Here is a 19588-nt window from a genome sequence, read left to right as displayed (position 1 = left end):
GTCGCGGACGGGCTCTTCCTGAATTCCCACGAGGGGCGTGGCTCAGTGGGCGTGCTCGCCCCGGTAGTACTCGAAGACGAACCCGCAGGTCACGACCGCGCCGGCGGTGAAGCCGATGATGACCAGCCACCAGGCGGTCATCGCGGTGCCGTAGACGATCACGCCGAGCGCGAGGGCGCACCACAGCGGCCACCACGAGTAGGGCGGGAAGAAGCCCAGCTCGCCGGCGCCGTCGGCGATCTCACCCTCCTTGCGGTCCTCCGGCCGCGGGTCCATGCGCGAGGCGTGGAACCCGAGGTAGAGGGTGATCATCGCGGTGAGGAGCGCGGTCATCACCAGCGCGGAGGTGCCGGTCCAGTCCCCGGAGAGGAACCAGTAGCCCGGAGCCACCACCGCCACGAACACAGTGGTGATCCCGAAGATCCATGCCTCGGCCTTCATCGGTCCCTCTCCTCGTCGGTGCCGTCGACCGGCATGTCGGCGCGCTCGCGCAGCATCTCCTCGCGACCGTGCACGTCGGGTGCGTCGGCGACGTCACCGTTGCCCTCGGCCGGGTTGTCGTCGAGCTCGAGCAGCGCCACCTCGGGGTGGTGCAGGTCGAAGGCGGGCGACTCCGAGCGGATGCGCGGCAGCATGTGGAAGTTGTGGCGCGGGGGCGGGCAGCTGGTGGCCCACTCGAGCGAGCGGCCCCAGCCCCACGGGTCGTCCACGACCACCTTCGGCGCCTTGGCCGAGAGGTAGACGTTGAGCAGGAACGGCAGCGTCGAGGCGGCCAGCAGGAACGAGCCCACCGTGGAGATCTGGTTGAGCGTGGTGAAGCCGTCCTCGGGGAGGTAGTCGGCGTAGCGACGCGGCATGCCCTCGACACCCAGCCAGTGCTGGACGAGGAACGTGGTGTGGAAGCCGACGAAGAGGATCCAGAAGTGCACCTTGCCGAGGCGCTCGTCGAGCATCCGGCCGGTCATCTTGGGCCACCAGAAGTAGAACCCGGCGAACATCGCGAACACCACGGTGCCGAAGACGACGTAGTGGAAGTGCGCCACCACGAAGTAGGAGTCGGACACGTGGAAGTCCAGCGGCGGGCTGGCCAGGATGACGCCCGTGAGTCCACCGAAGAGGAAGGTCACCAGGAAGCCGATCGACCACAGCATGGGGGTGTCGAAGGACACCGACCCGCCCCACATCGTGCCGATCCAGTTGAAGAACTTCACTCCTGTGGGCACCGCGATGAGGAAGGTCATGCCGGAGAAGAACGGCAGGTCGACCGCGCCGGTGACGAACATGTGGTGCGCCCACACGGCGACCGACAGCATCGCGATGCCGAGGGTCGCGGCCACCAGGCCGACGTAGCCGAAGATCGGCTTGCGGCTGAAGACCGGCAGGATCTCGGAGACGATGCCGAAGAACGGCAGCGCGATGATGTAGACCTCCGGGTGGCCGAAGAACCAGAACAGGTGCTGCCACAGGATCGGGCCGCCGTGCGACGGGTCGAACACGTGGGCCCCGAGGATCCGGTCGGCCTCCAGCGAGAGCAGCGCACCCGCCAGGATCGGGAACACCATGATCACGAGCATGCTGGTGATCAGCGTGTTCCACACGAAGATCGGCATCCGGAACATCGTCATGCCGGGCGCGCGCATGCAGATGATGGTGGTGATGAAGTTGACGCCACCGAGGATCGAGCCGAGGCCCGCCATCCAGAGGCCCATGATCCACAGGTCGCCACCCACGCCGGGGCTGCGTACGGCGTCGGAGAGCGGCGTGTAGGCGAACCAGCCGAAGTCGGCGGCGCCCGAGGGCGTGAGGAAGCCCGACGCGGCGATGAGCCCGCCGAACAGGAACAGCCAGTAGCTGAACATGTTGAGGCGCGGGAACGCGACGTCGGGGGCGCCGATCTGCAGCGGCATGATCACGTTGGCGAAGCCGAAGAACAGCGGCGTCGCGAACAGCAGCAGCATGATCGTGCCGTGCATCGTGAACAGCTGGTTGTAGAGCTGGTCGTTGACGACCTGCTGACCGGGGTAGGCCAGCTCGGAGCGGATCAGCATGGCCATCAGGCCGGCGACCAGGAACCACCCGAACGAGGTGATCAGGTACATCTTGCCGATCAGCTTGTGGTCGGTCGTCGTCATGATGCGCACGGCCTGCTCGCCGAGCCGCTTCTTGCGCTCCGGCGGGGGTGCCGCGGCGTGGGGGGTGGCCGTGGTTGCAGCGCTCACTCGCTGTGTCCTTCCGAGTCGTCGTCGAGACCCGCCTGCTCGCGGACGTAGTCGCCGCCGAGCAGGGGCTGCTCGGCCGTGTTGCCCGCGTCGGCCAGCTCGCCGAGGTAGGCGTCGTAGTCCTCCTGGCTGACGACCTCGACGTTGAAGAGCATCCGCGAGTGGGAGACGCCGCAGAGCTCGTAGCACTTGCCGGCGTAGGTGCCCTCGACGGTCGGGGTGACCTGGAGCTTGTTGACCCGGCCGGGGATGACGTCCATCTTCACGAGGAACGAGGGAACGCCGAAGTCGTGGATCACGTCGGGCGAGTGGAGGTTGAACTGGATGGTCTGGTCGACCGGGAGCACCAGCGTCGGAATGTTGGCACCGGTGCCGGAGGTGTAGACGTAGGAGCCGTAGGCGAAGTCGTCGCCCGTCGCTGTCGCGGACGGGTTCTCCTGCTCACCGACGCCGTGGTTGAAGGTCCACGACCACTGCTGGCCGAGCACCTCGACGGTCATGTCGGGCTCAGGGTCGAGGTTGAGCACCTCGTCCTGCACGCGCACCGTGTGGAAGAAGAACACGACGCACATGAGCACTGGTGCGATCGTGTAGAAGACCTCGAGCGGCAGGTTGTAGCGCGTCTGCCGCGGCACCTCGTCGTCGCTACGACGGCGGAACTTCACCACCGCGTAGAAGATGAGGCCCCAGACGATGACGCCGGTCACCATGGCGGCGACCCAGGCCCACTTCCAGAGCTCGTAGGTGTAGGGACCTTCCGCGCTCGCGCGGTCGGGCATCGCGAGGTTGCGGATCTGGTGCTGGTCGGCCTCGGAACATCCGGCCAGCACCAGCATCGTCACGCCCAGCAGCGCGACCCTCAGGGTGCGCTGCACGCGCGCGCCTGAAAGGTTGGGGACTTGCAGACCCACTGACGAGCCTCTCTCTCGGTCCTTCTCGACACACAGAGGGTATCCCCAACTGGCCACGTCGTGCGGGGCAGGGTCGGGTGTCGTCCCATCTGCGCTGGTCAGGGTCCGTCCGCCCGCGTCCAGGTGCCCGCGCGTGGCATAAGTTGCCCCTGTGACAGCCCTCCCGCCCGGGCCCGCCGACCTCGACGGCGCGTCCTCGACGCCGCTGCACCCGGCGGCGCGCGAGGTGCTCCTGGCCGCCCTCGACAGGGGGTACGCCGACCCGCGTCGGCTGCACCGCCCGGGCCGCGAGGCGCGGCTCCTGCTCGACAACGCCCGGGAAGCGACGGCCGAGGCCCTGGGCGTGCGGCCCGACGAGGTCACCTTCGCCCCCAGCGGCACGCACGCCGTGCACCTCGGCCTGCTCGGGCTGGTCCGGGGCTCGCGGCGCGGCACGCGTGTGGTCCACCCCCCGGTCGAGCACTCGGCGGTGCGGCACGCCGTCGCGTGGGGGGCCGAGTCCGGCGAGGTCGGCGTCGACCGCTCCGGCCGGGTCGACGAGGCCGGCCTGGTCGAGGGCGCCCGCTCCCCCGGCGTCGCCGCGGTCGCCCTCCAGACCGCCAACCACGAGGTGGGCACCGTCCAGCCCGTCGGTGCCGTCGAGCTGCCCGACGAGGTGCCCCTCTTCACCGACGCGTGCGCCTCCATGGGCCGGCTGCCGCTGCCGTCCGGCTGGGCGGCCGCCGCGGGGTCGGCGCACAAATGGGGTGGTCCCGCGGGGGTCGGCGTCCTGCTCGTCCGCAAGCGCGCGCGGTGGCGCAACCCCTTCCCGGGCGACGACCGCGTGGACGAGCGCTCGACCGGCTTCGAGAACGTCCCGGCCGTGCTCGCGGCGGCCGCCTCGCTGCAGGCCGTGGTGGCCGAGCGCGACGAGGTCAACGCGCGCCAGCACGGGCTCGTGGACGTCGTACGACACCGGGTGGCGGCGGAGGTGCCCGACGTCGAGGTCGTCGGCGACCCCGACCACCGGCTGCCGCACCTGGTGACGTTCTCGTGCCTCTACGTCGACGGCGAGGCGCTCGTCACCGAGCTGGACCGGCGCGGCTTCGGCATCGCCAGCGGCTCGGCGTGCACCGCGTCGACGCTGACGCCGAGCCACGTGCTCGAGGCGATGGGCGTGCTGACCCACGGCAACGTCCGGCTCTCATTGCAGCGCGACACCACGCGCGCCCAGGTCGACGCCTTCTGCGACGCCCTCCCGGAGGTCGTCGCCGAGATCCGCTCGCGGGTGGGCCTGTGACTCCCCCGCCCGACCGGCGCCACGACGTCGCCCTCGAGCTCGACTGTCGCGAGGTGCCGTGCCCGATGCCGGTCATCGAGCTCGCGCGCCACCTCCGTGACGTCGAGGTCGGCGAGCTGCTGGCGGTGGTCGCCCACGACCCGGCCGCCGCGGTCGACGTCCCGGCCTGGTGCCGGATGAAGGGGCAGCACTACGTCGGCGCGGACGTCACGGACGACGGCGCCCCGCGCTACGTCGTACGACGCGTCGGCTGAGCGCGCTGCCCGGCCGACCGGGTCTCGATCAGGGACGGATCGTGCGCAGGTGCGGCTCGAAGTCGGCCGCGGCCTCGTCGCCGTAGGTCGCGGCGCACCGCGCGAGGAAGGCGCTGCGGGCGATCTCGTACTCCTGGGTGCCGACCTTCTCCACCACGTGGACGGCGAGCAGGCAGCCGAGCTGCGCGGCGCGCTCGTGTCCGAGCCCCCAGGTCAGGGCCGCGAGGAACCCCGCGCGGAACGCGTCGCCGACGCCCGTCGGCTCGACCTTGGCGATCTCGGGGACCGCGCCGACGACGACCGACTCCTCGCCCTCGCGGTCGATGCGGACGCCGTCCGCGCCGAGCGTGACGACCCAGGTGCCGACGCGTGAGAGCACCTCGTCGCGGCTCCACCCGGTCTTCTGGGTGATCAGGCTGGCCTCGTACTCGTTGGAGAACAAGATGTCGGCCCCGTCGATGAGGGGCCGGATGAGGTCGCCGTCGCCGAACGCCAGCTGCTGGGAGGGGTCGGCCAGGAACCGGTAGCCGCGCTGGCGGCACTCCTCGGTGTGGCGCAGCATCCCCTCCGGGTCGTCCGGGCCGATGATCACGTAGTCGGGGTCGCCGACGCGGTCCACGATCGGCTTGAGCTCGATCTCGCGCGACTCGCTCATCGCGCCGGCGTAGAAGCTCGCGATCTGCGCCATCGAGGCGTCGTTGGTGCACACGAAGCGGGCGGTGTGACGGGTCTCCGAGACGTGCACCGAGTCGCAGTCGACGTTGTGCCGCTCGAGCCACGAGCGGTACTCGGCGAAGTCCTCGCCGACTGCCCCGACGAGCACCGGGCGGAGGCCCAGGTTGCCCAGGCCGAAGCAGATGTTGGCGGCGCACCCGCCGCGGCGCACCTCGAGGTCCTCGACGAGGAAGGACACCGAGAGCTTGTCGAGCTGGTCGACCACCAGGCTGTCGGCGAACTTGCCCGGGAAGGACATCAGGTGGTCGGTCGCGATGGATCCGGCAACGAGGAGGGACACGCCGCGAGACACTACCCCGCAGTACGGCTCGGGATACGCATCAGTAGCCAATAGCGTCGTGGTCATGACGACGTCCCGACGCCCCGCACCCCTCTTCAGCGACGAGTTGGGCACGCCCGCCGAGATGGCCGCCGACGGCCGGGAGACCCGCCGCAACCTCGGCCTCCAGGGGCGCCTCGAGCGCGCCGCCCGCGCTGCCACGTCACCCGCGCCGAGCCTGCGCTTCGACGACTACCCGGCCGAGGTCGGCAAGCGCGAGATCCGGGTCTCGGACGCCGCCGCCCGCATCGCCAACGCCCTGCACCTCCACCTCGACTGACCCCACGCACGGCGAAGGGCCCCCGCCGGTGGCAGGGGGCCCTCCGCTGTGTCAGATCAGTGGAACGAGTCGCCGCAGGCGCAGGAGCCGGTGGCGTTGGGGTTGTCGATCGTGAAGCCCTGCTTCTCGATGGTGTCGACGAAGTCGATCTCGGCACCGTTGAGGTAGGGGACGCTCATCCGGTCGACGACGACGGTGACGCCGTCGAAGTCGGTCGTCACGTCGCCGTCGAGCGTGCGCTCGTCGAAGAAGAGCTGGTAGCGGAGGCCCGAGCAGCCACCCGGCTGCACGGAGATCCGGAGGGCCAGGTCATCGCGACCCTCCTGCTCGAGGAGGCTCTTCACCTTGCCGGCGGCGACAGCGGAGAGGTTGATCTGGTCGGTGCGGCGCTCAGTGGTCTCGACCTGCTCGGTCATCTCATCACTCCAGAAGTCTCGGGTACTGCTTGCCTCAATGGTCGCACACCGGGGGATATTCCCCACCCCCACGACCGCGAGCTCGCCCGGCGAGGTGGCGGCAGATCGCACATCGACCGGCCCGCCAGCCGCGATGCGCCGCCACCCTCCGCCCGCCAACCCCCGAGGTGGCGGCAGATCGCACATCGACCGGCCCGCGGGCTGCGATGCGCCGCCACCCTCCGCCCGCCAACCCCCGAGGTGGCGGCAGATCACACATCGACCGGCCCGCCAGCCGCGATGCGCCGCCACCCTCCGCCCGCCAACCCCCCAGGTGGCGGCAGATCACACATCGACCGGCCCGCCAGCCGCGACGCGCCGCCACCCTCACGAGGTACGTCGGCGAGGCGGCGCCACCGGGACCCGCCCCAGGAAGGCGACCCTCCCCGCTGGCGTGAACAGCGAGTCCCGGAGGAGTCGGTGCCATTCACGGATCCGAGCGGGATCGTGGTCCCTCCCCAGCGACCGATCGGCATCCTCGAGGATCGAGACCGCGCGAAGGATGACGTCGCCGCCGGTGTAGCCACGGCGGACGAAGCCCTGCCGATCGACCCGGCGGTCGCGTCGCCGGTCCATGACTCTCCGCGGTGGCTTCTCGTGCTCGTCCCCGTCGTACTCGTGGAGCGCAGTCGTCCCGACGACCCAGAGATCAGCCTGGGCCACCACGACCCCGTCGGCGTCGACCAGCTGCCACTGCGGCTCGACCTCGATGTCGCAGGCGACGTGGACGAGCCGCAGGAGCGACTCCCACAGGGATTCGGCCCGGCCGTCGACCCACGGCAGAGCCGCTTCCAACCGACGGCCACCCGGTCGCCGTGAGCGGGCGATCACCTCCAGCTCCTCGATGGAGACGAGCTCCAGGTTGAGTGCCGCGTCGACGATGGCGACCATGTCGACAAGCCCCACCCAGCGTGCCGCCGACGCCAGCGCTTCAGGCATCACCGCGACACGTAGGCCGCGGACGACCTCGTGCTCCACCGGCTTCAGGTGGCGGCTCGTGTGCACGCCGCGTCGCATCGGTCTCGGATCGTCCTTGGCCAGTGCCATGAAGACCGGACAGCCCTCGGGCAACGGAGGCAGCGGGACACCATGGACCTCGAGTGCCGTGAGGCCGGTGAAGCACCCCACGTCGGTCATCAGCAGCTGCCACCCCGTCAGGTCGTCCTCGTCCCAGGTCGGCGGGTGCTCATCGGCGGCGGGGGTACCGCTCGACCGGTGCACGCCGTACGTCACCGACGTCCACCTCACGCCGCGTCGATGTCCCCGGACCGCGTCGACCTCACCCATGCCCCGAGGTTCGCTGCGCCGAGCGCCGCTGTCCTGATGGGAGCGTTGCTGCTGGGGATGACCTCCGCGAACGCCCTGTTGTGGACGTCTGGTGGCCCGGAGAGGTCGCCGCCCCGTGGTGGCGGCACGTGGCATGGTCGAGAGCCTCGGACCTGCGATCTGCCGCCACCCTCGGAGGTCGGCGGACGGAGGTGGCGGCACATCGCGTGAGATCGGCCTCGTGGGGTGCGATGTGCCACCACCCCGGGTGGCTGACCAACCGACCGCCGACGAGCCGGACGACCCACGGACCCCGTCAGCGCGACCAGGTGCGCGCGACGCGGGCGGCGAGGTCGGCGAGCGCCTCGGCGGGGGCGCTGAGGGCCCGCTCCTCCCCGACGAGGTCGACGAGGGAGTACGCCGACTCGATGCCGAGGGCGCGCATCTCGCGCGAGCCGACCAGCACCTTGCCGGCGAGCGCGATGCAGGGGCGGAGCGCCTCCGAGGCGACGGTCGCCACCCCGTAGGGCACCTTGCCGGCGCGGCTGGAGAAGTCGAAGGCGCCCTCACCGGTGATGACGAGGTCGGCCGCACGGGCCCGCTCCCCCAGCGACACCGCGGACGCCACGAGCTCGATGCCGGGCTCCCGGGTCGCGCCCAGGGCGAGGAGGGCGTAGCCGATGCCACCCGCGGCGCCGGCGCCCTTCTCCAGCGACGTACGCCGGTCCGTGGCGGTGGCGAACGCCTCGAGCCACCCGTCCACCTCGGCGATGCGGTCCTCGGTCACGCCCTTCTGCGGGCCGAAGGTCTTGGTGGCCCCGAACAGCCCGGTCAGGGGGTTGTCCACGTCGCTGGCGGCGACCAACGTCACCCCCGCCAGCCGCTCGCGGGCCCGGGAAAGGTCCACCGTCGTCACCGATGCCAGGGGCGCGGCGCCGCCGTCGAGCACCCCGTCGGCCTCCGCGCCGAGCGCGGACAGGACGCCCGCGCCGCCGTCGTTGGTGCCGCTGCCTCCGAGGCCGACGACGACGGTCCGCGCGCCACCGGCCACGGCCGCGAGCACCAGCTCACCGACCCCGGCACTGGTGGCGGTCTCGACCGGCCCCGACACCAGGTGCAGCCCCGCCGCCTGCGCGCTCTCGACGTAGGCCGTCTCCCCCACCCGCAGCACCACCGCGGGCACCGGCTCCCCGTGGGGCCCGCTCACGGTCACGGCGTCGAGCGACCCGCCCAGCGCGGCGTGCAGGACGTCGACGAAACCCGGCCCGCCGTCGGCCATCGGCGCCAGGTCGAGGTCGTCGTCGGGGGCGTGCCGTCGCCAGCCCGCGGCGACCGCCTCGGCGGCCTGCACCGCGGTCAGGGTGCCGGCGAACTTGTCCGGGGCGATCAGCACGCGCATGGCTGCATCCTTGCAGCGGGGGCACCGGGACCGCAGCGCGGGCGTCCGGCATGCTTGGCGCATGAGCCCCGACCCCATCGTCGCCGAGATCACGGTCCCGGCGACCCCGACCGAGGCCTTCGTCGGCTTCACGGCCCAGATGGGCGAGTGGTGGGACCCCCTGCTCAGCCCCGAACCGGCCACCTTCACCGGCATCGCCATCGACCCCAACGGGCCCGTCGCCTCGGTGCACGGCGACGAGCAGTACGTCTGGGGCCGGGTGATGGAGTGGGACCCGATCGGCCGCTACACGCAGGAGCTGTGGCTCTGGCACCCCGAGGACGAGGCGACCGTGCTCGACGTCCGCTTCACCGAGTCCCCCGAGGGGTCGTCGGTGCGGCTCGTGCACAGCGGCTGGCTCCCCGGCAGCGACGAGCTGCGCGAGCGGTTCACCGTCTGGGACGACCTCCTCCGGCGCTACGCCGCCCACGTGTGGTGACCGCTACGGTCGTCCGGCCGATGCGCGAGGAGGACCTCGCGGCGTTCGCCGAGATCACCGCCACCTCCTACCACGAGGTCGACACCCGCACCCACCAGCGCGCCTGGCCCGACCCCGTACGACGTCCCGCTGACCGCAACGGCCACTGGATCCGCCGCACCGGGCAGGCCCTGGTCACCGACCCGGGCGGCTGCTGGATCGCCGAGGTCGACGGCCAGGTCGTCGGCGGGGCGGTGTCCCGGGTGCGCGAGCTGATGTGGATCCTCGCCTCGTTCGCCGTGCGGCCCGAGCACCAGGGCCGGGGCATCGGGACCGAGCTGATGGCCGCGGCGATGCACCACGGGCGGGGCTGCCTGCGCGGCATGTTCGCCGCCAGCGCCGACCCCGGCGCCGTACGCCGCTACCGGCTCGCCGGCTTCGACCTGCACCCGCAGATGATGCTCACCGGCGTGGTCGACCGCAGCGCGATCCCGGTCGTGGACCGGGTCCGCGAGGGGACCGCGGCCGACGTGGACCTGATGGACTCGATCGACCGGCGCACGCGCGGGGCGGCCCACCTCGGCGACCACGAGCTGCTGCTCGCGCAGTTCCGGCTCGTCGTGACCGACCACTCCACCGGCTCGGGCTACGCCTACGTCGACCACGACGGGGTGCCGGTGCTGGTCGCGGCCACCAACCGGCGTACGGCGTCAGGGCTGATGTGGGAGGCACTGGCCTCCTCGGCCCCCGGGTCCCAGGTCGAGGTGCGCCACATCACGGCGGCCAACGAGTGGGCGCTCGACGTGGGGCTGGCCGCGCGGATGGCGATCTACACCAACGGCTACCTCTGCCTGCGGCGGATGAAGCCACCGTCGCCCTACCTGCACCACGGCTCGCTGCTGTAGCGGCAGCCGGTCGGCGGGCGGCGCGTCGGTCAGGTCGTCGAACCCGGCTCCAGGCGGGACCCGGCGGCCACCGTGCCCGACACCGACGAGTCACGACCGACGAGCACCAGGTCGTCGTCGTGGGCCACCCGGCGCGACGGCTCCTCGCCGACCCGGGCCCGGCCGAGGACCTCGCAGCGTTCGTCGAGCACGGACGTGCGCACCACCGACCCCGCACGGATGACGCAGTCCTCCATCACCACGCTGTCGTGGACCTCGGCGCCCTTCTCCACCACGACGCCCGGTCCCAGGACGCTGCCCACGACCAGCCCGGCCACGTCGGCGCCCGGCGACACCAGCGAGTCGCGGCACTCCCCCGTCGCGCGCACTCGAGCGGCGGGCCGGTCCGGCCAGTGCGAGATGACCGGGCGGCCGGGGTGGTCGAAGACGTCGACCCGGCCGGCGAGCAGGTCGCGGTGGGACTGCAGGTAGAGGCTCGGCTGACCGACGTCGCGCCAGTAGCCGGTCAACGGCACCGCACCCGTCCGCCCGGTCTCCACGAGCCGTGGCAGGAGGTGCTCGCCGAAGTCGCCGATGCCGCTGTCGTCGTCGTCCGCGTCGCCCGACAGCTCGCGCCGCAGGTCGCGCAGGGTCTCGAGCAGCGCCTCGGTGTCGTAGACGAAGATCTCGGTCGCCACCGTGCCGGCCGACGGTCGCGACGGCTTGTGCTCCACACCGGTGACGGTCCCGTCCTGGCCGGCGAGGACGACCACGTTGTCGGAGGCGTCCTTCTTGATGACCTCGGTGGTCACCACGGTCGCGACCCGGCCGGCCGCGACGTGGTCCTCGACGACCGGGCCGAGGTCCATGTTGAAGACGTGGTCGGCGCTGCACACCACCAGGGTGCGCGCGCCGAAGGCCTCGATGTCAGCGGACATCCGGAGCAGCAGGTCGCCGTTGCCGTGCGCGAAGCCGCTCTCGGTCGCGGGCCCGGTGCCGGTCTGCGGGACGATGCGCCTGAAGCCGCCGCGGTTGCGGTCCAGGCTCCACGGGCGCCCACCCGAGAGGTAGTCGTCGATCGAGGTGACCTGGTACTCCAGCGACACCCACACGTCGGCCAGGTCGGCGTGCACGAGCCCGGAGAGCGCGAAGTCGATCAGCCGGTGCACACCGCCGTAGGGCAGCGCCGGCTTGGCACGCTCCCGCGTCAGCACGTCCATCCGGGACCCCTGGCCCCCAGCCTGCACCAGGGCAAGCACCTCACCGCGTCGCGTCATGGCCGAAGCATGGCACCCGGCTCCCGACGCCTGCGCCCCCTCCTAGGATGAGGCCATGACCACCGTCGACCTGCCGCTCCTCCCCCTCGGCAAGGGCCGCGACCTCGACGCCGAGCGCGGCGTCGAGTGCCCCGGCGACCTGCCGGCGGCGTCCGACCCCGACCTGGTCGCCCGGGCGCGGGCGGCGAAGGAGGCCCTGGGTGAGCGGGTCTTCGTGCTCGGCCACCACTACCAGCGCGACGAGGTCATCCAGTTCGCCGACGTCACCGGCGACTCCTTCAAGCTCGCCCGCGACGCCGCGGCCCGCCCCGACGCGGAGTTCATCGTCTTCTGCGGCGTGCACTTCATGGCCGAGTCGGCCGACATCCTCACCTCGCCGAGCCAGCAGGTGGTCCTCCCCGACCTGGCTGCCGGCTGCTCGATGGCCGACATGGCGCGCCTGCGCCAGGTCGAGGACGCCTGGGACGCGATGGCCGACGCGGGCATCCAGGACTCCGTCGTCCCGGTGACCTACATGAACTCCAGCGCCGACATCAAGGCGTTCTGCGGCCGCAACGGCGGCGTCGTCTGCACCTCCTCCAACGCCGACGTCGCGCTGGACTGGGCGTTCGCGCAGAAGGCCCACCTCGAGGGTGGCGGCAAGGTGCTCTTCCTCCCCGACCAGCACCTCGGCCGCAACACCGCGGTCCTCCAGATGGGCATCGGCCTCGACGAGTGCGTCGTGTGGGACCCGCTGCAGCCCGGCGGCGGCGTGAGCGCCGAGGAGCTGCAGAAGGCCCGGATGATCCTCTGGAAGGGCCACTGCTCCGTGCACGGGCGCTTCTCCGAGGACGTCGTCGACGAGCTGCGCGCCAAGCACCCGGACATCAAGGTGCTCGTCCACCCCGAGTGCAAGCACGAGGTCGTGCTCAAGGCCGACCTGGTCGGCTCCACCGAGTTCATCATCAAGACGATCGAGGCCGCCGAGCCCGGCACGGTGTGGGCCATCGGCACCGAGCTCAACCTGGTCAAGCGGCTCGCGGACGCCCACGCCGACAAGACGATCGTCTTCCTCGACCGCAACGTCTGCTACTGCTCGACGATGAACCGCATCGACCTGCCCCACCTCGTGTGGGCGCTCGAGAGCCTGGTCGCCGGCACGGTGGTCAACCGCATCAGCGTCGACCCCGACACCGAGGCCGACGCCCTCGTCGCGCTGCAGCGGATGCTCGACCTGCCCGGCAAGTCGCACCGCGACTGACCCGGCCGGGACGACGATGTCACGACGGCGGGTCAGCGACGCCGAGCGCCGCAGCCGCATCGCCGTACGTCACGCGCTGGCGCCGGCGCACCGGCACGACGACGTGGCGTCGGTGGTGCGCTCGATGACCGCCCTGCACGCGACCGAAGCCGCCACGGTCCACCTCGCGGTCGCGGCACGCTCGGAGGGCGTCAGCCCCGAGGACGTCGACCGTGAGCTCTACGACATCCGGTCGGTGGTCAAGCAGCTCGCGATGCGGCGGACCCTGTTCGTCTTCCCCCGCGACCTGCTGCCCGCCGCGTGGGGCAGCGCGTCGGCGCGCGTGGCGGCGTCGGAGCGCAAGCGCATCGCCAAGGCGATCGCCGGGGCAGGCATCGCCGACGACGGCGACCGCTGGCTCGACCTGGCCCGCGCCGCGACTCTGGAGCGGCTGGCTGCGGGGCCGGCGACGACCACCGAGCTGCGGGCCGAGGTCCCCGAGCTGGCCGGGACGGTCGGCGGCACCACCGACAAGCCCTACGACCGCCCGGTGCCCGTGGCGCCGTGGGTCCTCACCCACCTCGGGCTCGAGGGCAAGGTGATGCGGGGCCGCAACGCCGGGCACTGGCGGCTCAACAAGCCGACGTGGACGACCACCGAGGACTGGCTGGGGGTCGTGGACGACCCCCTCGACGAGGGTGCCGGCTACGCCGCGCTGGTCACCCAGTGGCTGCTCACCTTCGGCCCCGGGACCGCGGCGGACATCCAGTGGTGGCTGGGCTCGACCAAGACCGCCGTCACCCGGGCCCTGGGCGACGTGGGAGCCGTGGAGGTGGACCTCGACGACGGCTCGACGGGCTGGCTCCACCCCTCCGATGTCGGGGATGTCGGGCCGGTCGAGCCCTGGGCGGCCCTGCTGCCCACGCTCGACCCCACCGTCATGGGCTGGAAGTCCCGCGACTTCTACCTCGAGCCGGGCCACGTCCCCTACCTCTTCGACACCAACGGCAACGCCGGCACCACGGCGTGGTGGGACGGCCGCATCGTCGGCTGCTGGGTCCAGGACGAGGAGGGCATGGTGCGGCTGTCCCTCCTCGACGACGTCGAGCCCGAGGGGCGCGCCGCGCTCGAGCAGGAGGCGCGCCGGCTCACCGCGTGGCTCGAGGGCACCGTGATCGGCCACATCTACGCCTCGCGCCAGATGAAGCACGCGAAGCTGCCCTGACGGCCCGCCCGGTGGCGGACTCCCCCTCCCGGTGGCGGACTCCCCGCACGAGCGGGGAGTCCGCCACATGGGGGCCGTTGCAACCCCATCGGAGTGTCGGACTACCCCCACCAGTACGCCGTCAGCCGCGGCCGCGGCCCGTCGACCGGACGTCTCGACCCACCGGAGCGCGGCGTGCGTCCGGCCGGTTCAGTCCTCCGCGCGGGGCAGCTCGAACCAGAACACGGACCCTCCGCCCGCACGGTCCTCGACGCCCATCTGGCCTCCGTGCGCCTCGACGATCCGGCGACACGTGGCCAGCCCGATGCCGGAGCCCTCGACGGTCTTGTCGAGACGCGCGAGCGGCGCGAAGACCCGCTCACGCTTCTCCTCCGGGATACCGCGGCCACGGTCGCGCACCTCGATGCGGTGGTGGCCCTCGACCGGCATCGAGTCGACCTCGACGTCCGGCTCCTCGCCGGGCACGGTGAACTTCGCCGCGTTGTCGATGAGGTTCATCAGCACCGAGCGCAGCTGGCCCGCGTCGCCGCGCACCAGCGGCAGCTCCCCGACGCCGACCCGCTCCCGGGGGACCCGGCCGGCGAGGTCGTCGAGCGCCGAGCCCAGCTCAACGGACAGGTTGACGACGTCCTCGCCCGGGGCCTCGCCCTGCTGGGCGAACTCCAGCAGGTTGTTGATCAGGTCGGTCATCCGGTCGACGCCGCGGCGGGCCCGGGCCAGCGTGTCGAGCTGGTCCGGGTCGTCGATGTCGAGCTCGAGCGTCTCCAGCGACAGGGAGATCGACGTCAGGGGGTTCTTGAGGTCGTGGCTGACCTGTCCGGCGAAGTGGGCCAGCCGCTGGTTGGAGGTGCTCAACCGAGCATTGGCCTCGCTGAGCCGGCGGGAGGCGAGCTCGAGCTCCAGGACGTCGACCACGCGGTCGGCCAGCTGGGCCAGGCCGCGGGTCGCCTCCGGGGTCACCTCGTGGCTGTGGTCGTCGAACACGCAGAGCGTGCCGATCGTGACGCCGGCCGGCGTGGTGAGCGGGTGCGAGCCGTAGTACTTCACCTCGGCGATCTCGCCCGTCGTCCACGGGTTCTCGGCGAAGCGCACGTCCTCGCCGGCGTCCTCGAGCATGATGGGCTTGCCGCTCTCCACCACCAGCCGGCACATCGAGTGGTCGATCGGCGAGTCCGTGCCTTCGAAGCCGGCGGTCGCGACCTGGTGCTGCGAGTGCGAGCTGAGCAGGTTGACCGCGGCGAAGGGCACGCCGGCCAGCTGGGCGGCGAGCTCGACGAGCGAGTCGAGCTCGCGGCGCGGCGGGTGGTCGAGGACGTCGTACGCCGCGATGGAGCGGTCGCGGGTCTCGCCGGGGTTCACAGCCCCGGAGCCTTCCAGACCGCCAGCCACCGCTGGGGGTCGGGCTCCATGGGCAGCTCCTCCTGCAGCAGGTCACGCACGGACAGCTCGAGCAGGGTGTCGCGCGCCTGCTCGCCGGTGGGGGCGAACGGGTAGAAGGTTCCCTGCTTGTAGAGGTAGGTCAGGCCGAACCGCTGCCCTGACGCGTTGGCGAACGGGACGAGCGAGCACAGCAGCCCGGACTCGAAGCCGTTGAGCTCGAGGGTGGTGTTGACGGCGTGGAGGTCGGTGCACAGGCCGGCCATGTCGCTCCTGTCGCCGGTGACGACGAGCCAGGTGAACCCGAAGTCGTCCTGGGTGACCTCCACGTCGGGCGCCTCGGCGTCGTCGCGGATCAGGGCGAGCACGTCGGCCTGGGTCTGCGCGAAGGCGGAGCCGGCGGCCGAGCGGTAGCACACGGACCCGGTGCCGGTGGGCTCGAACCCCAGCGCGGTCTGCAGGGTGATCGCCGCGCTCGGCACGTGGAAGAGCGCATCGAGGTTGTTGCGCTTGGGCTGGGTGCGACCCCGCACCACCTCCCACAGTCCCATCCCGGTCCCCCTCCTCAGCCGGTCGGCCGGCTGAGCTCGGCCTGGATGCGCGCGAGCTGCTCGAGGCGCTTGGGCAGCGGCGGGTGCGTCGCCATCAGGCCGCCCAGCCCGCCGTGGAGTGCCGGGACGATGCACAGCGCGCTCGCCGCTCCGGCCGCGCTGCCGGCCCGCAGGTCGCGCTGCGGGGTCGCCGCACCCTCCCCGCTGATCTTCTGCAGGGCGCTGGCCAGCGCACCCGGCTTGAGGGTCAGGTAGGCGCCGGCGCGGTCGGCGCTGAGCTCGCGGTAGCGCGAGAGCAGGCGCAGCAGCACGAAGCTCACGGCGTAGACCACGAGGCTGACGACCACCGCGACCAGGACGGCGGGCAGCGTGCTGTTGTTGCGCGAGCGGCCGAGCGCGCCGAACTGCGCGAATCGCATGAGCAGGCCCGCGGCGATGCCGGCCGACGACGCGACCGTCATGACGAGCACGTCGCGGTGGGCGACGTGGCTGAGCTCGTGGGCCAGCACGGCCTCGAGCTCCTCGGCGTCGAGGGTCTGCAGGATCCCGGTGGTGACGCACACGACGGACCGGTCGGGCGAGCGGCCGGTGGCGAACGCGTTGGGGATCGCGAGGTCGGAGATGCCGACGCGGGGCTTGGGCATGTCGGCGAGCGCGCACAGCCGGTCGATCATGCCGTGCAGCTCGGGGGCCTCCTCGGGCGTGACCTCGCGGGCGCGCATCGCCCGCATGGCGACCTTGTCGGAGCTCCACCACTGCCAGAACGCGAGGCCGATCGCGATGATCGCCACGAGGACGGCACCGCCCGGGCTGCGAACGTACGCCATGACCGTGGCGACGAGGGCGACGAACAGCGCCCCGAGCAGGAACATGGTGAGGGTCATCCGGGCGGTCAACCCGGAGTCCTTGATGAAGCGTGAGGTGGCCACCGGTCGGGGCGTCTAGCCCGGGATCAGGCCGTCGTCGCCCAGGAGCTCACGGACCTCGTCGATCGTCGCGTCCGGCGGCGGCAGGATGAGGTCGGACTCGTCGAGCGAGTCGAGGGAGTGGTGGGTGCCGCTGGAGCGGACGGCCGACAGCAGCCCCTGCAGCGCCGTGCGGAACATGTCCTCGTCGCCCGACTCGATGGCCTGCTCGATCTGGGTGTCGAGGCCGTTGAGGGCGTCGAGGGCGTGGTCGTCGAGGTCGTACTGGCCCTCGCCCAGGATGCGGACGATCATGCCCGGCCACCCTCGTTGCTCTCGCCCTCCGACCGTACGGCCTCGGGCTCGGCCGCGAGGATGTCGCCGCCGTCGTCACCCGACTCGATGGCCTGGGGGGTGCTGCCGGCCTTGAGCCGGGCCAGCTCGGCCTCCACGTCGGAGCCGGAGCTCAGCGCGTCGAGCTCACGCGAGATGTCGTCACCGGCGTTGAGCTGCGAGGCGTCGTCGAGGGCGCCGGAGGCGATCAGCTCGTCGATGGCCTGCCCACGTGCCTGCATCTGGGCGGTCTTGTCCTCGGCACGCTGGATGGCGAGGCCGACGTCGCCCATCTCCTCGCCGATGCCCGACATCGCCTCGCCGATGCGCGTCTGCGCCTCGGCCGCCGTGTAGGTGGCCTTGATGGTCTCCTTGCGGGTGCGGAACGCCTCGACCTTGGCCTGCAGCCGCTGCTGCGCCAGGACGAGCTTCTCCTCCTCGCCCTGCAGCGTGGCCTGCTGCTCCTTGAGGGCGGTGATCTGCGAGGCGAGCCCGGACTTGCGGGTCAGCGCCTCGCGGGCGAGGTCCTCACGACCGGCGCCGATCGCCTTCTCGGCCTGGCCCTGCAGCTTGGCGGCCTGCTGCTCGAGCTGGTTGACCTGGAGCTCGACGCGCTTGCGGCTCGTGGCCACGTCGGCCACGCCCCGTCGGACCTTGGACAGGAGCTCGAGCTGCCGCTGGTAGCTGTAGTCGAGGGTCTCTCGGGGGTCCTCCGCCTTGTCCAGGGCCTTGTTGGCCTTGGAGCGGAAGATCAGGCTGATGCGCTTCATGAGACTCATCGGGGTGGAGACCCTCTCTTGGTCAAGCGGGGGTGGTGGCTGGGACGACTGGAGTGACCTTCTCACCCTAGAACCAATGGCAAGCCCGAGGTAGGGCAAAGCGCGAGGTTGGGCGGGTCGGACATCGGGCCTCCCTCGGCACCCGGCCCGGTGGGTCGCGGCGATAGGCTGGCCCCCACCACCCGATCCACCCGTTCCGTCCCTCTTGTAGCCATGTGAAGGCAGCACCCGTGTTCCGTCGTACCAGCTCCGAGCCGGAGACCCCCACCACCGACGAGAAGGTGGGTGGCAAGGGCCGGCCCACGCCCACGCGCAAGGAGGCCGAGGCAGCCGCCCGCGCCCGCGCCAAGGTGCCCCGCACGCGCAAGGAGCAGGCCGCCGCGCAGCGAGCCGCGCGGGGCGACAGCTCCCGCAAGATGCGCGAGGCGATGAAGACCGGTGACGAGCGCTACCTGCCGGCCCGCGACCGCGGTCCCGTGCGCCGCTTCATCCGCGACTTCGTCGACTCGCGCTTCTCCTTCATCGAGCTGATGGTCCCGCTGCTGATCGTCTCGATGGTGCTCGGCTACTCCGGCAGCCAGGCCGCGAGGAACCTCGGGAACACCGTCCTGTTCACCACCCTGCTGGTGATCGTCTTCGACATCGTGATGCTGCGGTTCCGGCTGCGCCGCGAGCTCGCCCGCCGCTTCCCCGGCGAGCCGACCAAGGGCACCACGCTCTACGCCGCGATGCGCTCCCTGCAGATGAAGTTCCTGCGGCTGCCGAAGGCCCAGGTCAAGATCGGCGAGAAGCTCCCCGAGACCTATCGATGAGCCACTCACACTCCGGCGGGCCCACCGCCGACGTGTCGGTGCGCGTCGCCTGGGCCGACGACGCCGCGGCGATCGCCGCCGTCCAGCTGCGCGCGTGGCCCGAGCTCTACGCCGGCCTCCTGCCGGCCGAGGTGCTCCCGACCGACGTCGACGCCGTCGCCGCCCAGTGGCGTGCCGCGCTCACGAAGCCGGCCGACGCCCGCAACCGGGTGCTCGTCGCCCTCGAGCGCAACCGGGTGGTGGGCTTCGCCCTGACGTCGCCGGCTGCCGACCCCGACTGCGACCCGGTCGCCGACGGCGAGCTGGCCGAGGTCACCCTCGACCCGGGCGAGCGGGCCAAGGGCCACGGCTCCCGGCTGCTCCAGGCGGCTGTCGACACGCTCGCGGCCGACCGGTTCACCCGGGCCGTGACCTGGGTCAACGCCGGTGACGACGCCCTGCGGACCTTCCTCACCGACGCCGGCTGGGCGCCCGACACCGCCCACCGCGAGCTCGACCTCGACGGCACCGGGGAGACCACCGTCAAGCAGGTACGTCTCCACACCGCGATCGCCTGACACCCGGGCCCGACCCCGCGAAGTCCACCCCTGGGGTGCTTGTATTTCCTGTGACGCACGTCACCATGGAGTGACCGGCCACTTCGCCGGCACAC

At 71.9% G+C, this 19588-nt stretch carries 22 protein-coding genes; 9 read left to right on the top strand and 13 right to left on the bottom strand.

Translation table 11 applies throughout. From position 1 onward, the window contains the following. Positions 1-42: 42 nt before the first annotated feature. The 3 genes from NCI01_RS04950 to ctaC are packed head-to-tail and all read right to left on the bottom strand — an operon-like array spanning position 43 to position 3094. Positions 43-441 carry a cytochrome c oxidase subunit 4 gene (locus NCI01_RS04950; RefSeq protein ID WP_254180367.1) on the bottom strand — a complete coding sequence of 133 codons (399 nt, stop codon included), beginning with the start codon at positions 439-441 and terminating at the stop codon, positions 43-45. Next, positions 438-2219: an aa3-type cytochrome oxidase subunit I gene (ctaD, locus tag NCI01_RS04945; RefSeq protein ID WP_443689959.1), complete on the bottom strand. Its 1782-nt coding sequence runs from the start codon at positions 2217-2219 to the stop codon at positions 438-440. The genes NCI01_RS04950 and ctaD overlap by 4 nt, the downstream gene beginning before the upstream one ends. Further along, complete coding sequence (gene ctaC, locus NCI01_RS04940; protein WP_254180366.1) at positions 2216-3094, bottom strand: aa3-type cytochrome oxidase subunit II; 879 nt, start codon at positions 3092-3094, stop codon at positions 2216-2218. Before ctaC ends, ctaD begins: the two co-directional genes overlap by 4 nt. Positions 3095-3281: 187 nt before the next feature. Here ctaC and NCI01_RS04935 point away from each other — a divergent pair, with 187 nt between their 5' ends. Both NCI01_RS04935 and NCI01_RS04930 read left to right on the top strand, forming a co-directional pair. Continuing rightward, positions 3282-4409, top strand: coding sequence for a cysteine desulfurase family protein (locus tag NCI01_RS04935; protein WP_254180365.1), 1128 nt, complete (start codon positions 3282-3284; stop codon positions 4407-4409). Beyond that, entirely contained in the window at positions 4406-4663 is a 258-nt protein-coding gene (locus NCI01_RS04930) for a sulfurtransferase TusA family protein (RefSeq protein ID WP_254180364.1), read from the top strand. Before NCI01_RS04935 ends, NCI01_RS04930 begins: the two co-directional genes overlap by 4 nt. A 28-nt stretch (positions 4664-4691) precedes the next feature. On the opposite strand, the gene NCI01_RS04925 is transcribed toward NCI01_RS04930, so the two are convergent. Next, a complete protein-coding gene (locus tag NCI01_RS04925; RefSeq protein WP_254180363.1) occupies positions 4692-5678 on the bottom strand; it encodes a carbohydrate kinase family protein in 987 nt (328 codons plus the stop codon). A 64-nt stretch (positions 5679-5742) separates the two neighbouring features. On the opposite strand from NCI01_RS04925, the gene NCI01_RS04920 reads away from it, so the two are divergent. Next, positions 5743-5997: a hypothetical protein gene (locus NCI01_RS04920; RefSeq protein WP_254180362.1), complete on the top strand. Its 255-nt coding sequence runs from the start codon at positions 5743-5745 to the stop codon at positions 5995-5997. Positions 5998-6053: 56 nt separating this feature from the next. On the opposite strand, the gene erpA is transcribed toward NCI01_RS04920, so the two are convergent. From erpA to NCI01_RS04905, 3 genes are all read right to left on the bottom strand, one after another. Next, positions 6054-6413 carry an iron-sulfur cluster insertion protein ErpA gene (gene erpA / locus NCI01_RS04915; RefSeq protein ID WP_090971856.1) on the bottom strand — a complete coding sequence of 120 codons (360 nt, stop codon included), beginning with the start codon at positions 6411-6413 and terminating at the stop codon, positions 6054-6056. Between the two features lie 366 nt (positions 6414-6779). Next, positions 6780-7739: a hypothetical protein gene (locus NCI01_RS04910; protein WP_254180361.1), complete on the bottom strand. Its 960-nt coding sequence runs from the start codon at positions 7737-7739 to the stop codon at positions 6780-6782. Positions 7740-8034: 295 nt separating this feature from the next. After that, on the bottom strand, positions 8035-9117 hold the full coding sequence (locus NCI01_RS04905) for a glycerate kinase family protein (protein WP_254180360.1): 1083 nt from the start codon (positions 9115-9117) through the stop codon (positions 8035-8037). Between the two features lie 61 nt (positions 9118-9178). Between NCI01_RS04905 and NCI01_RS04900 the strand changes: the two genes are divergently transcribed. Further along, on the top strand, positions 9179-9595 hold the full coding sequence (locus NCI01_RS04900) for an SRPBCC family protein (RefSeq protein ID WP_254180359.1): 417 nt from the start codon (positions 9179-9181) through the stop codon (positions 9593-9595). A gap of 20 nt (positions 9596-9615) precedes the next feature. Beyond that, positions 9616-10479 (top strand): GNAT family N-acetyltransferase, encoded by an 864-nt coding sequence (locus NCI01_RS04895; RefSeq protein ID WP_254180358.1) that lies wholly within the window; start codon positions 9616-9618, stop codon positions 10477-10479. Positions 10480-10508: 29 nt separating this feature from the next. On the opposite strand, the gene NCI01_RS04890 is transcribed toward NCI01_RS04895, so the two are convergent. Further along, positions 10509-11735 carry a glucose-1-phosphate adenylyltransferase family protein gene (locus tag NCI01_RS04890; RefSeq protein ID WP_254180357.1) on the bottom strand — a complete coding sequence of 409 codons (1227 nt, stop codon included), beginning with the start codon at positions 11733-11735 and terminating at the stop codon, positions 10509-10511. Between the two features lie 55 nt (positions 11736-11790). Between NCI01_RS04890 and nadA the strand changes: the two genes are divergently transcribed. Beyond that, positions 11791-12975, top strand: coding sequence for a quinolinate synthase NadA (gene nadA / locus NCI01_RS04885; protein ID WP_254180356.1), 1185 nt, complete (start codon positions 11791-11793; stop codon positions 12973-12975). Positions 12976-12991: 16 nt separating this feature from the next. Then, positions 12992-14179 (top strand): winged helix DNA-binding domain-containing protein, encoded by a 1188-nt coding sequence (locus NCI01_RS04880; RefSeq protein WP_254180355.1) that lies wholly within the window; start codon positions 12992-12994, stop codon positions 14177-14179. A 189-nt stretch (positions 14180-14368) separates the two neighbouring features. Here NCI01_RS04880 and NCI01_RS04875 read toward each other — a convergent pair whose 3' ends face one another. The 5 genes from NCI01_RS04875 to NCI01_RS04855 are packed head-to-tail and all read right to left on the bottom strand — an operon-like array spanning position 14369 to position 18124. Beyond that, positions 14369-15538, bottom strand: coding sequence for an ATP-binding protein (locus NCI01_RS04875; protein WP_254180354.1), 1170 nt, complete (start codon positions 15536-15538; stop codon positions 14369-14371). Beyond that, positions 15535-16107 (bottom strand): PspA-associated protein PspAB, encoded by a 573-nt coding sequence (gene pspAB, locus NCI01_RS04870; RefSeq protein ID WP_254180353.1) that lies wholly within the window; start codon positions 16105-16107, stop codon positions 15535-15537. Before pspAB ends, NCI01_RS04875 begins: the two co-directional genes overlap by 4 nt. Before the next feature lie 14 nt (positions 16108-16121). Then, positions 16122-17036 (bottom strand): zinc metalloprotease HtpX, encoded by a 915-nt coding sequence (htpX, locus tag NCI01_RS04865; RefSeq protein WP_254180352.1) that lies wholly within the window; start codon positions 17034-17036, stop codon positions 16122-16124. Between the two features lie 12 nt (positions 17037-17048). Further along, complete coding sequence (gene pspAA / locus NCI01_RS04860) at positions 17049-17327, bottom strand: PspA-associated protein PspAA (RefSeq protein ID WP_254180351.1); 279 nt, start codon at positions 17325-17327, stop codon at positions 17049-17051. Beyond that, on the bottom strand, positions 17324-18124 hold the full coding sequence (locus tag NCI01_RS04855) for a PspA/IM30 family protein (RefSeq protein WP_308213186.1): 801 nt from the start codon (positions 18122-18124) through the stop codon (positions 17324-17326). Before NCI01_RS04855 ends, pspAA begins: the two co-directional genes overlap by 4 nt. A 230-nt stretch (positions 18125-18354) precedes the next feature. Here NCI01_RS04855 and NCI01_RS04850 point away from each other — a divergent pair, with 230 nt between their 5' ends. Together NCI01_RS04850 and NCI01_RS04845 are read left to right on the top strand one after the other, a co-directional pair. Next, a complete protein-coding gene (locus tag NCI01_RS04850; protein WP_254180350.1) occupies positions 18355-18936 on the top strand; it encodes a DUF3043 domain-containing protein in 582 nt (193 codons plus the stop codon). Then, the gene (locus NCI01_RS04845) at positions 18933-19493 is read left to right on the top strand and encodes a GNAT family N-acetyltransferase (RefSeq protein ID WP_254180349.1); all 561 of its coding nucleotides are present in this window, start codon (positions 18933-18935) and stop codon (positions 19491-19493) included. Before NCI01_RS04850 ends, NCI01_RS04845 begins: the two co-directional genes overlap by 4 nt. Positions 19494-19588 lie beyond the last annotated feature (95 nt).

It is taken from the genome of Nocardioides pinisoli, assembly GCF_024199985.1.
Taxonomy (GTDB): Bacteria; Actinomycetota; Actinomycetes; order Propionibacteriales; family Nocardioidaceae; genus Nocardioides; species Nocardioides pinisoli.
This window is presented reverse-complemented; position numbering and strand designations above follow the sequence as displayed.